The organism is Oceanicola sp. 502str15 (assembly GCF_024105635.1).
Lineage (GTDB): Bacteria > Pseudomonadota > Alphaproteobacteria > Rhodobacterales > Rhodobacteraceae > Vannielia.
This window is the reverse complement of record NZ_WYDQ01000001.1, coordinates 1,010,242-1,022,165: the sequence shown is the minus strand read 5'-3', so window position 1 is coordinate 1,022,165 and position 11,924 is coordinate 1,010,242. Positions and strand designations below refer to the sequence as shown.

At 67.4% G+C, this 11,924-nt stretch carries 11 protein-coding genes; 4 read left to right on the top strand and 7 right to left on the bottom strand.

Annotated elements, in window-relative coordinates; translation table 11 throughout:
* Positions 1-2: 2 nt before the first annotated feature.
* Entirely contained in the window at positions 3-1,367 is a 1,365-nt protein-coding gene (gene trmFO, locus GTH22_RS04855; protein WP_252943626.1) for a methylenetetrahydrofolate--tRNA-(uracil(54)-C(5))-methyltransferase (FADH(2)-oxidizing) TrmFO, read from the top strand.
* Positions 1,364-2,209, top strand: coding sequence for a tRNA glutamyl-Q(34) synthetase GluQRS (gene gluQRS, locus GTH22_RS04850; protein ID WP_252943625.1), 846 nt, complete (start codon positions 1,364-1,366; stop codon positions 2,207-2,209). Before trmFO ends, gluQRS begins: the two co-directional genes overlap by 4 nt.
* 10 nt (positions 2,210-2,219) lie before the next feature.
* Here the strand turns inward: gluQRS and hisI are convergent, their stop codons facing one another.
* A complete protein-coding gene (gene hisI / locus GTH22_RS04845) occupies positions 2,220-2,579 on the bottom strand; it encodes a phosphoribosyl-AMP cyclohydrolase (RefSeq protein ID WP_252943624.1) in 360 nt (119 codons plus the stop codon).
* Positions 2,580-2,645: 66 nt separating this feature from the next.
* Here hisI and GTH22_RS04840 point away from each other — a divergent pair, with 66 nt between their 5' ends.
* Positions 2,646-3,086, top strand: a complete 441-nt coding sequence (locus GTH22_RS04840; protein ID WP_252943623.1) for an iron-sulfur cluster assembly scaffold protein — start codon at positions 2,646-2,648, stop codon at positions 3,084-3,086.
* 588 nt (positions 3,087-3,674) lie between these two features.
* On the opposite strand, the gene recG is transcribed toward GTH22_RS04840, so the two are convergent.
* From recG to GTH22_RS04820, 4 genes are all read right to left on the bottom strand, one after another.
* Positions 3,675-5,765: an ATP-dependent DNA helicase RecG gene (gene recG, locus GTH22_RS04835; RefSeq protein WP_252943622.1), complete on the bottom strand. Its 2,091-nt coding sequence runs from the start codon at positions 5,763-5,765 to the stop codon at positions 3,675-3,677.
* The gene (gene ligA, locus GTH22_RS04830) at positions 5,762-8,017 is read right to left on the bottom strand and encodes an NAD-dependent DNA ligase LigA (RefSeq protein ID WP_371928318.1); all 2,256 of its coding nucleotides are present in this window, start codon (positions 8,015-8,017) and stop codon (positions 5,762-5,764) included. Before ligA ends, recG begins: the two co-directional genes overlap by 4 nt.
* Positions 8,018-8,188: 171 nt before the next feature.
* Complete coding sequence (gene ctrA, locus GTH22_RS04825) at positions 8,189-8,908, bottom strand: response regulator transcription factor CtrA (RefSeq protein WP_252943621.1); 720 nt, start codon at positions 8,906-8,908, stop codon at positions 8,189-8,191.
* A 174-nt stretch (positions 8,909-9,082) separates the two neighbouring features.
* A complete protein-coding gene (locus tag GTH22_RS04820; protein WP_252943619.1) occupies positions 9,083-9,355 on the bottom strand; it encodes a DUF1153 domain-containing protein in 273 nt (90 codons plus the stop codon).
* Between the two features lie 139 nt (positions 9,356-9,494).
* Here GTH22_RS04820 and mnmA point away from each other — a divergent pair, with 139 nt between their 5' ends.
* Positions 9,495-10,631, top strand: coding sequence for a tRNA 2-thiouridine(34) synthase MnmA (mnmA, locus tag GTH22_RS04815; protein WP_252943617.1), 1,137 nt, complete (start codon positions 9,495-9,497; stop codon positions 10,629-10,631).
* Positions 10,632-10,633: 2 nt separating this feature from the next.
* Here the strand turns inward: mnmA and GTH22_RS04810 are convergent, their stop codons facing one another.
* Both GTH22_RS04810 and GTH22_RS04805 read right to left on the bottom strand, forming a co-directional pair.
* Positions 10,634-11,284 (bottom strand): helix-turn-helix transcriptional regulator, encoded by a 651-nt coding sequence (locus GTH22_RS04810; RefSeq protein WP_252943616.1) that lies wholly within the window; start codon positions 11,282-11,284, stop codon positions 10,634-10,636.
* A complete protein-coding gene (locus GTH22_RS04805; protein ID WP_252943615.1) occupies positions 11,274-11,888 on the bottom strand; it encodes a hypothetical protein in 615 nt (204 codons plus the stop codon). The genes GTH22_RS04810 and GTH22_RS04805 overlap by 11 nt, the downstream gene beginning before the upstream one ends.
* Positions 11,889-11,924 lie beyond the last annotated feature (36 nt).

The following is an 11,924-nucleotide window of genomic DNA, read 5'->3' as shown; positions in this document are numbered from 1 at the left end:
CCATGACAAAACCTCTCCACATCATCGGTGCAGGCATGGCTGGCTCCGAGGCCGCCTGGCAGGCCGTTCAGGCCGGCCAGCCCGTGGTGCTGCACGAGATGCGCCCCCACGTCGGCACCTTCGCCCACCAGACCGGCAACTTCGCCGAAATGGTCTGCTCCAATTCCTTCCGCTCCGATGACGACGAGCAAAATGCCGTCGGCCTGCTCCACTGGGAGATGCGCGCCGCGCAGGGTCTCGTGATTTCCGCCGCCGACCGCCACGCCCTGCCTGCAGGTTCGGCCCTCGGGATCGACCGCGAGCCGTTCTCCGAGTGGATCACCGCGCAGCTTCGCGCCCATCCGCTCGTCACCGTTTCCGAGGCCGAAGTCACCGCCCTTCCCAAGCCCGAGGACGGCCTCGCCATCATCGCCACCGGCCCGCTGACCTCCGGCGCGCTGGCAGAGGCCATCGCCGCCGAAACCGGCGCCGAGGCGCTCGCCTTTTTCGATGCCATCGCCCCCATCGTCCACGCTGATACCGTCGACATGTCGGTCGCCTGGATGCAGTCGCGCTACGACAAGGGCGAGACCGAAGAAGAGCGCACCGCCTACATGAACTGCCCGATGAACCGCGAGCAGTATGAAGCCTTCATCGACGCGCTGCTCGAAGCCGACAAGACCGAGTTCCGCGAGGGCGAGACGGCAAAGTATTTCGACGGCTGCCTGCCGATCGAGGTCATGGCCGAGCGGGGCCGCGAAACCCTGCGCCACGGCCCCATGAAGCCCATCGGCCTGACCAACAGCCACAAACCCGAAGAGAAGGCCTATGCCGTTGTCCAGCTCCGGCGCGACAACAAGCTCGGCACGCTCTTCAACATCGTCGGCTTCCAGACCAAGATGAAGTACGGCGCGCAAACCGCTGTTTTCAAAATGATCCCCGGGCTGGAAAACGCCAGCTTCGCCCGCCTCGGCGGCATCCACCGCAACACCTTCCTCAACAGCCCCACGCTGCTTGACGATGAAATGCGCCTCAAGTCCCAGCCCCACATCCGCTTCGCCGGCCAGATCACCGGCGTCGAAGGCTACGTCGAAAGCACCGCGATGGGCCTCCTCGCAGGCCGCCTTGCGCTGGCCGAGCTGCGCGGCGAAAGGCTTCCTCCGGTGCCGCAGACCACCGCCATGGGCGCGCTCGTCACCCACATCACCGGCGGCGCCGAGGCCAAGACCTTCCAGCCGATGAACGTCAACTTCGGGCTCTTCCCTCCGGTCGAGGCCAAGGGCGGGCGGCGCGGCCGCAAGGACCGCTACAAGGCCTACACCGACCGCGCCAAGGAAGACTGGCAGGGCTGGTTGAACGCCGCCGCACAACCTGCTGAAACCGCGTGACATTCACCACCCGCTTCGCCCCATCTCCCACTGGCCCGCTGCACCTGGGCCATGCCTTCTCGGCCCTCACCGCCGCCGACAGGGCCCGCGCCGCCGGGGGCCGCTTTCTGCTGCGGATCGACGATCTCGACCAGTCCCGCGCCCGACCCGAGTGGGAAAACCAACTCAAGGGCGATCTCGCCTGGCTCGGCCTCACCTGGCCCGAGCCCTGCCGCCGCCAGTCCGAGCACCTGCCCGACTATCGCGCCGCCCTCGACGCGCTCGCGGCACAGGGCCTCACCTATCCCTGCCAGTGCTCCCGCCGTGACATCACCGCCGCCGCCTCCGCCCCGCAGGAAGGCGCGCCGCACTTCGGCCCCGATGGGCTGATCTACCCCGGCACCTGCCGCGCCCGTCCGATGTCGGAGGCCGCGCCGGGCGATGCCATCCGCCTCAATGTCGAAAAGGCCCTCGGCCAGGGCGCCCTGCCGGGCTTCACCGAAACCGGCCCCGCCCACGCCGGCCAGCACCTGCTGACGGCCGACTACCTGCTCACCGGCATCGGCGATCCAGTGCTCGCCCGCCCCCAGATGGGCGCCAGCTATCACCTCTCGGTGGTCGTGGATGATGCCGCGCAGGGCATCACCCACGTCATCCGCGGCGAAGACCTCTTCACCGCTACCTTCCTCCACCGCTTCCTGCAAATGCTGCTCGACCTGCCGGTGCCCGCCTATCACCACCATCCGCTCATCCGTGACGACAACGGCAAGCGGCTCGCCAAGCGCGATGACGCCCGCGCCATCGCCCGCTATCGCGACGACGGGATGAGCCCGGAGGAAATTCGTGCGATAGTAGGGCTTTAGAGCCGGACCTTCACGCGATCGGCTCCGAGATCACCACCTCTTCACCCTCCCGAACCGCCGTGTAGAAGCAACTGCGCCGGTTGGTGTGGCAGGCAGGCCCCTCCTGCTCGACCAGCACCAGCAGGCAATCGCGGTCGCAATCCACCCGCAGCTCCACCAGCCGCTGCACATGCCCCGAAGTCTCGCCCTTCACCCAGAACGCCGCGCGCGAGCGCGACCAGTAGGTCACCCGGCCAGTCTCCAGCGTCCGCGCAACCGCCTCGGCGTTCATCCAGGCCACCATGAGCACCTCGCCGCTCGCCGCATCCTGCGCCACGGCGGGGATCAACCCCTTCGCGTCATAGACCAATGTATCGGTGTCAAACGACATGCCCGCTCCTTTGCATTCCGCACCCTCGCGGCTATCTATGGGGTGCACGTGCCGGAGGCCAACCCCATGAACGCCGAAAATGACCTTATAAAGCTCTACTCGGGCCGGATTCTGGCGCTGGCCGCGGATATTCCGCTGACCGACCGCCTCGATACGCCCCAGGCCACCGTCAAGCGCCGCTCGCCGCTCTGCGGCTCCACCGTCACCGTCGATCTGGTGGTCGAAGACGGGCGGATCGCGCAGTTCGGGCAGGACGTGAAGGCCTGTGCCCTCGGCCAGGCCTCCGCCGCCATCGTCGGGGCGCAGGTGATCGGGCGCACCGCCGAAGAGATCACCACGGCCCGCGACCAGCTCAAGGCCATGCTCACCGCCGAGGGCCCGGTGCCCGATGCCCCCTTCGACGCCTACGAAGTGCTCCTGCCCGCCCGCGACTACCGCAACCGCCATGCCTCGATCATGCTGGCGCTCGAGGCCACCGCAGAAGCCATGGAGCAGGCCGCGGGCTGATCTGCTCCTGTCGAATTGAGCGCCTTGCGGCGCATTCCTTTTATTTGTTTGCCTCCGGCGGGAGATATTTTCGGCAAGAAGATGCACCTGCCGCCCGCCTGCGCCCGTCTGGCGCCTCGTGCCACCTCCGGACAAAAAAAACCGCCGCACACCCGGGCTGGGTGGCGGCGGCAGGCAAGGACGGAGACAGGAACCGGGCGCCGGGCGGGGAAGGCCCATGAAGACGCTCGGAACAGGCAAGGAGCGCAATGCATCCCGAAGTTGGGGACAGATGGATGCAGCGCGCCCGGTCCCTGGACCGCAGGCAAGCAAGGTGACAAGAGGCAGATGTCACCCCGCAGAGAAAAACCTCAGAGAAGACCGGGCAGATGCAGCCCCCCGACCAGCAGAACCATCAGGGAGACGGCGCCAATGGCATCCTGTGCCAGGGGCGGTATGCGGTGGGTGAGCTTTGTGATCATGGGCGGTGATCCTTGAAGTGTTTCGTTGCACCTTTGTTCTCATATCATCGACCTCATGTCTAGAACTTTTTGAGAACATTCGTGAACAAAGGGGCAATCCCGGCGTTAACCTTTTGAGAACAAAAGGCTAACCCACCGAAAGAAGCCGGATCGCCCTGTCCTGCTCGGTCAGCCACAAAAGCATCCGCGCCGCCTCTCCCCGCGCGCTTTCCAGCGCCGGGTCCAGCTCCAGCAGGGCGCGCGCGTCGCTCTGGGCCAGCTCGGCCAGCGCCACCATGCGCTCCATGTCGGCAATGCGGAATTTCGGCAGCCCCGATTGCGCCGTCCCCAGCACATCGCCCGCGCCGCGCATCTCCAGATCGACCTCGGCAATCCGAAACCCGTCCTCGGTTTCGCGCAGCGTGGTCAGCCGCTGGCGCGCCGTCTCTCCCAGCGGCGCGGTGTAAAGCAGGATGCAGGTGCTCTCCGCCGCTCCGCGCCCGACCCGACCGCGCAGCTGGTGCAGCTGCGCCAGCCCGAAGCGCTCGGCCTGTTCGATCACCATGATCGACGCATTGGGCACATCGACCCCCACCTCGATCACCGTGGTCGCCACCAGCACGCCCGTGCGCCCGGCCACGAAGCCCGCCATCGCGGCGTCCTTCTCCGCCGGGGGCATCTGGCCGTGCACCAGCCCCACGGCGCCCTCGCCCAGGGCCGCGCGCAGCCTCTTGAACCGCTCTTCCGCCGCCGTCGCCTCGCTCACCTCGCTCTCGCCCACCAGCGGGCAGACCCAGTAGCACTGCCGGCCCTCGGCCACCGCGCTGCGCAGCCGCTCCACCACGCTGTCGAGCCGCTCGGTGCTGATCATGGCCGTCACCACCGGCGTCCGCCCCGGCGGCTTCTCGTCGAGCACCGAAATCTCCATGTCGCCATATTGCGTCAGCGACAGCGACCGCGGAATCGGCGTGGCCGACATCACCAGCACATCCACCGCCGCGCCCTTGGCCCCGAGCCGGGCGCGTTCGTTCACCCCGAACCGGTGCTGCTCGTCGATCACCGTCAGCCGCAGGTCGGCAAATTCCACCGCTTCCTGAAACAGCGCGTGGGTGCCCACCACGATCTGCGCCGCGCCACTGGCAATCGCGGCAAGCTTGGTTTCCCGTTCCGCCCCCTTGTCGCGCCCGGTCAGCAGCTCGATCCGCAGGCCCGCCGCCGCCGCCAGCGGGCTGAGCGAGGCGAGGTGCTGGCGGGCCAGAATTTCGGTCGGCGCCATCATCACGCCCTGCCCGCCCGCCTCCACGGCAATCAGCAGGGCCATCAGCGCCACAAGGGTCTTGCCCGCGCCCACATCGCCCTGCAGCAGGCGGTTCATCCGCTTGGGCGCGCCCATGTCGCCTGCAATCTCCGAGATCGCCCTGAGCTGAGCGCCGGTTGGTTTGTAGGGCAGCGATTTCAACACCTTGTCCTGCATCTCGCCGGTGCCGGTGGTGGCAATTCCGGGCTTGGTGCGGCTGGTGGAGCGGGCAAGGGCAAGGGTGAGCTGATGGGCGAAGAGCTCGTCATAGGCGAGGCGACGGCGGGCGGGCGAGGTGTCAGATACCTCGGCAGGCGTGGTCGGCTGATGGGCCGAAGCCAGCGCCTCGTGCCAGCGCGGCCAGCCCTCGCGGCGGGCCAGCGCCGGGTCGATCCACTCCTCAAGCTCCGGCGCCCGCGCCAGCGCTGCCTCGGCGGCCTTGCCCATCACCCGCTGCGTCACCCCGGCGGTCAGCGGGTAGATCGGCTCGTGCTCGGGAATGTCGCCCGCCTCCTCCGGGCGCTCGATATGGTCGGGATGCACCATCTGCGCCTGCCCGTCGAAATGCTCCAGCTTGCCCGAAATCACCCGGCGCTGGCCGGTCGGCAGCTGCTTCTCGATCCACTTGGAGCCGCCCCGAAAGAACACCAGCGTGATCGTGGTGGCGGCATCTTCCACCTCCACCCGATACGGGCCACCGGGGCGCGAGCTGCCGCGATGGCGCCCCACCGTCACCTCCACCGTCACAACCGTACCCGGCGGAACCCCCTGCACCGTGTCGCGCCGCCGCCGGTCGACCATGCCATGGGGCAAGGTGAACAGCAGGTCGCGCGGGCGCGCGATGCCCGCTCCCTCCAGCGCTGCCTTGATCTTGGGGCCGACGCCGGGGAGCGTGTCGATCCCGGCGAACAGCGGGAAAAGCCGTGTCGGCCGGGTGCTCATGCGTCGCCGATCAGCGACAGCCAGCCATCTTCGTCCAGGGTCTCCACCCCGAGATCGGCGGCCTTCTTGGCCTTGCTGCCCGCGCCCGGACCGGCCACCAGCAGGTCGGTCTTGGCGCTGACGCTGCCCGAAACCTTGGCCCCCAGCGCCTCGGCCCGCGCCTTGGCCTCGGCGCGGGTCATCTTCTCGAGCGTGCCGGTAAACACCACCGTCTTGCCCGCCACCGGGCTGCCGGAGGCGCGGGCCTCGGGGGCCTGCGGGCTGAGATGCGGCAGGAGCCGGTCCATCGCGGCGCGCTCATCGGGGTTGGCGAAGGCGTCCGACAGCGAAAGCGCCAGCGTCGGGCCGATCCCGTCGGTGCCGATCAGGTCGGCCCAGGCTTCGGCCGCCTCGGGGGGCACCTCGGCGTCAATCCCGGCGCGCGCCTCGGCAAGCCGGGCGCGGCGGCCCTCCGCGGCGGCGCGGGCCCGCTCGGCCTCAGCGGCCTCATCGGCCTGCCGCTGCGCCAGCGCGGCGGGCCGCGCGGTATCGAGTGCCGCCGCCATCTCCTGCCAGCCGCCGTAGTGGCGCGCCAGATCCTGCGCGGCCACCTCGCCGACATGGCGGATGCCGAGCCCGAAGATCAGCCGCGCCAGAGGGATTTCTCTCTTTTCGTCAATGGCTTCAAAGAGGTTCTTCGCGCTGGTCTCGCCCCAGCCGTCCCGGTTGGCGAGCTTGGTCATGTTCGCGCTGTCGCGCTCCGCCAGCGTGAAGATATCCGCAGGCTCCTTCACCCCAAGCTGGTCGTCGCCATAGAAGGCCTCCACCTGCTTGGCCCCCAGCCCCTCGATGTCGAAGGCCGCGCGCGAGACGAAATGCTTCAGCTTCTCCACCGCCTGCGCCGGGCAGATCAGCCCGCCGGTGCAGCGACGCACCGCATCGCCCTCCTCGCGGATCGCCGGGCTGCCGCACTCGGGGCAGGTCTCGGGAAACACATAGGCCTCCGCCCCCTCGGGCCGCTTGGCAAGGTCCACATCCGCCACCTTCGGGATCACGTCGCCCGCGCGATAGACCTGCACCCAGTCGCCGGGCCGAATGTCCTTGCCGCCCCGGATCTCGCCGCCCTTGGCATCGCGCCCGGCAATGTAATCCTCGTTGTGCAGCGTCGCATTGCTCACCACCACGCCGCCCACCGTCACCGGCTCCAGCCGCGCCACCGGGCTCAGCGCGCCGGTGCGGCCCACCTGAATCTCGATCTCGCGCAGCCAGGTCCAGGCCAGCTCGGCCGGGAACTTGTGGGCAATCGCCCACCGCGGCGTGGTCGAGCGAAAGCCGAGCCGGGCCTGAAGCGCCAGATCGTTCACCTTGTAGACCACCCCGTCGATGTCATAGCCCAGCGTCGCGCGTTTCTGCTCGATCTCGCGGTAATGCGCGATCATCTCCTGCGGCCCGGCGCAGAGCGCGGTATCGGCATTGGTCGAAAATCCCATCGCCGCCAGCCGTTCGATGGCACCGAACTGGGTCTCCGCCAGCGGCTCCGAAAGTTCGCCCCAGGCATAGGCAAAGAACCGCAGCGGCCGCGCCCGGGTGATCTCGGCATCGAGCTGGCGCAGCGAGCCTGCGGCCGCATTGCGCGGGTTGGCAAAGAGCTTGCCGCCCGCCGCCTCTTGCCGGGAGTTCAGCGCGGCAAAATCCTCGTGGCTCATGTAGACCTCGCCGCGCACCTCGAGCACCTCGGGCGCGGCCTCGATCTGCTCGGGGATGTCCGCGATGGTGCGGGCATTCGCGGTCACGTTCTCCCCGGTCTCGCCATCGCCGCGCGTCGCCGCCTGCACCAGCCTGCCGCCCTCGTAGCGCAGGCTCAGCGAAAGCCCGTCGATCTTGGGCTCGGCGGTATACTCCAGCCCCTCCTCGCGCCCGAGGTAGCTGCGCACCGAGCGGTCGAACTCGGTCACATCCGCATCGTCGAAGGCATTGCCGAGCGACAGCATCCGCACCGCGTGGCGCACCTTCGAGAATGTCTCCGAGGGCGCCGCCCCCACCTGGTCGGAGGGCGAGTCGGCGCGTTTGAGGTCGGGAAAGGCGGCTTCGATCGCCGCGTTGCGCCGCTTCAGCGCGTCGTATTCCCCGTCGTCGATCACCGGCGCATCGGCCGCGTGATAGGCCTCGTTGGCCTTGCCCAGAAGCGCCGCCAGCCGGGCCAGCTCGGCCTCGGCCTCGGCGGCGCTCATGCGGCCGATCTCATCCGTCCCGCCGGACTTGCTGTCAGACATCCCCGTCCTCTCCGAAAGCTGCCCCTGATTGATAGGAGGCCGCCCCGGAGAGGTCCAGAGAGGGGTGAGTGGTGGTGGTCTTCATGCTGACGTCCGCAGGCCCGGGCGTCCGGCCCCGGGAGGCACAGCGCGCGGCGGGCCCGCGAAGGGGCCACACCGCCGGCGCCGCGCTCAGGCGCCGACGGCGAGGCGATTGTCGCCGCTGTCTTCCATCGGTTCGGGATCGCGCAGCACGTAGCCCCGGCCCCAGACCGTTTCGATATGATTGTCGCCGCCCGTGGCCGTGGCCAGCTTCTTGCGCAGCTTGCAGATGAACACGTCGATGATCTTCAGCTCGGGCTCGTCCATGCCGCCATAGAGATGGTTGAGAAACATCTCCTTGGTCAGCGTCGTGCCCTTGCGCAGGCTCAGAAGCTCCAGCATCTGGTACTCCTTGCCCGTCAGGTGCACCGCACGCCCCTCCACCTCCACCGTCTTGGCATCGAGGTTCACCACGATCTTGCCGGTCTTGATGACCGATTGCGCGTGGCCCTTCGAGCGGCGGATGATCGCGTGGATCCGCGCCACCAGCTCCTCGCGGTGGAACGGCTTGGTCAGGTAGTCGTCGGCGCCAAAGCCGAACCCCTTGATCTTGTTCTCGGTGTCATCAGCGCCCGACAGGATCAGGATCGGCGTGTCGATCCGTGCAAGCCTGAGTTGTCTGAGCACTTCATGGCCCGTCATGTCGGGGAGGTTGAGATCGAGCAGGATCAGGTCGTAGTCATAGAGCTTGGCAAGGTCGATCCCCTCTTCTCCCAGATCCGTCGAGTAGACGTTCAGGTTGGCGTGGGTCAGCATCATCTCGATGCTTTTTGAGGTCGTGGGATCGTCTTCAACCAAGAGTATGCGCATCGGAATGCTCCGTTTATCTACTGTTCAACTTTGACCATGCATCACAATGGTTAATTGCCAGTTACCAATGGTAAACAGTGTCAGGCTACAACCCAACGTTGTCCATATCACTATTTTTGGGGAGTTGGTTTTGCACAGGTGAAGTACCGCGGAAGACCCGGGCAGCCGATGCGCTCAGCGAAACTTCTGCAAGCTCGTCGCCTTCAGCGCCTGCTCGCCATGCGCGGCCACCGCCTGCGCCCAGCTGGCATATTCCTCTTCGGAAATCGCGTAGGTTTCCATGCAGTCTTCGAGCGAAATCAAGCCGTTCTCCACCGCCCGCACCACGGCGGCCTTTCGGCTGGCCACCCAGCGGCGCGTCTCGCGCGACGGCAGATCGGCTCGGGTCATCACCGATCCATCTGGCAGCGTCACCGCGCGTGGGCCATCTATGCGTTTGAGGAACATGCCTGTCTCGCCATTCGCCTGAACATGAGCATATAGGCACGTGCGGCTTAACGGGGAATGAACCCACCCTTGAGAGTACTTAGGATTTTCCTATATTCCCCCCTTCTTCACCGACTCATCCAACCCCGGACCCTTCCCCATGCCGCTCGACGCGCTCAACTCCCTCGGATTCGCCAAGCCCCCGGAACAGACCCGGGTGGTCGTTGCCATGTCGGGCGGGGTCGACTCCTCCGTGGTGGCCGCCGAACTCAAGAGCCAGGGCTACGACGTGGTCGGCGTCACCCTCCAGCTCTACGATCACGGCGCGGCGCTCGCCAAGAAGGGCGCCTGCTGTGCCGGGGTCGATATCCACGACGCCCGCCGCGTGGCCGAAACCATGGGCTTCCCGCATTACGTCCTCGACTACGAGAACATCTTCAAGGATGCGGTGATCGAGGAATTCGCCGAAAGCTACCTTGCCGGCGCAACCCCGGTGCCCTGCATCCGCTGCAACGAGCGGGTGAAGTTCAAGGACCTGCTCGAAACCGCCAAGGATCTCGACGCCGATTGCATGGCGACAGGCCATTACATCCAGCGCAAGGCCGGCGCGCACGGGCCCGAGCTGCACATGGCGGGCGACGAGAACCGCGACCAGTCGTATTTCCTGTTCTCCACCACCCCCGAGCAGCTCTCCTTCCTGCGCTTCCCCCTCGGCCACCTGACCTCCAAGGCCGAAACCCGCGCGCTGGCGCAGAAGCACGGGCTGGAGGTGGCCGACAAGCCCGACAGCCAGGACATCTGCTTCGTGCCCAATGGCAACTACGCGAGCGTGATCGAAAAGCTGCGCCCCGGCGCGGGCGAGCCGGGCGAGATCGTCGACATGCAGGGCAACGTTCTGGCGCAGCACAACGGGGTGATCCACTACACCATCGGCCAGCGGCGCGGGCTGGGCATCGGCGGGCTCTCCACCCCGCTCTATGTCGTCAAGCTCGACCCGAACACCCGGCAGGTGATCGTCGGCCCCAAGGAGGCGCTGGCCAAACGCGCCGTGCCGGTGCGCGAGATCAACTGGCTGGGCGACACGCCGCTCGAGCCGGGACAGGAGATCGAGATCCGCACCCGCATCCGCTCCACCCGCCCGCCGGCCGAGGCGGTGCTGCGGCCGCTGGCCGATGGCACGGCGGAGGTCGAGCTTCTGGCGGCGGAAGAAGGGGTATCGCCCGGGCAGGCCTGCGTGTTCTACGCGCCTGAAGGCTCTCGGGTGCTGGGCGGTGGCTGGATCTGGCGCGGCGCCTGATCCTAGTGGGCGGCCATGCCCATCTGGCGCTCGGCGCCGGGCATCCCGTCCACCACGGCCTGCGGAAGGGCAACCCCCTCGAACAGCTCTTCCACGAGACAGGAAATCAACTGCCCCCGGGTGGTGTAGCCGGTCTTGCGGTAAACCGCGTTCATCTGGCTCTTCACGGTTGAGGCGCTGGTGCCGCGCAGGCTGGCAATCTCGGCATTCGAGAAGCCCTTCATGGCATAAACCGCCACGCTGCGCTCGCTGTCGGAAAGATCCCACTGGTTGAAGAGCTGCTGCAGGTGCTGCGAGAAGTTGCCCGAAGCCACGTCGACCTGACGGTTCAGCTCGCTCACCCGGCGCTGGCTGCGCCGCAGGAACAGCGCCGAGACCACGAGGCCGATGACCAGCCCGACCGAGGCCATGAGCTGGATCATCTCCTGCCACTCATAGGGAATGGGCGCAGTGCGCAGCCCGAGGATCTCGCTCCAGAGGTCGCCCACGAAGAACAGCGCACCGAGCGCCTGCAGGGCCAACGCCACATAGAGCGTGCCCCGCCGGACCAGCCGCGCCAGCGGAACGGGTGGGCTGCCCCCCTCCCGCACCGGACGGCTGAACGGAGCAGGCCTGCCGCCTGCCCCGAAGTCTATGGGGAAATCAGTTGCCAAGGCTCACACCGAGACCGCCGACAGAAGCCGAAACGCCCCCACCGCCAACCGATGCCGAAACCCCGCCGCTGCCGCCCACGCTGGCCGACACACCGCCACCGCCGCCGACATTGGCCGACACGCCGCCGCTGCCGCCAACGTTGGCAGACACGCCATCGCCGCCGCCAACGCCAACCGAAACGCCGCCGCCGCCGCCGCCACCGGCAGAAACACCGCCGCCGCCGACACCGACATTCACCGATTTCTTGGTGGAGCGTTTCACCTGGGCGCTGCCTTCGCGCAGCTTGAAGACCTTCAGAATGACGTCATGCTTGATCTCGCCGGTCGAGCGGCTGACCACGATCTCGCGCAGGTGCACGCGGTTCTGGGCGACGATCTTCACGCGCCCGAGCATGGTGCTCGACATCTTCACGACACGGTAGCCATCCCCCTCGAGGGTGGCGATCACATCTGTATACCGCTGCCGCGCGAGGATCACCTGATCCTGGGGCGCGGCGCGCGCGCCGCTGCGCGAAGCACTCGCGGCCTCTGCCGAGACGGCACCCAGAACGAGCGCGGCGCCAGCGGCCATTGTCACGATTCGAAATGTATTTCTGTGGGTCATGGCAGATCCCTCCTGATGATTCGAATGTGCTGTCGA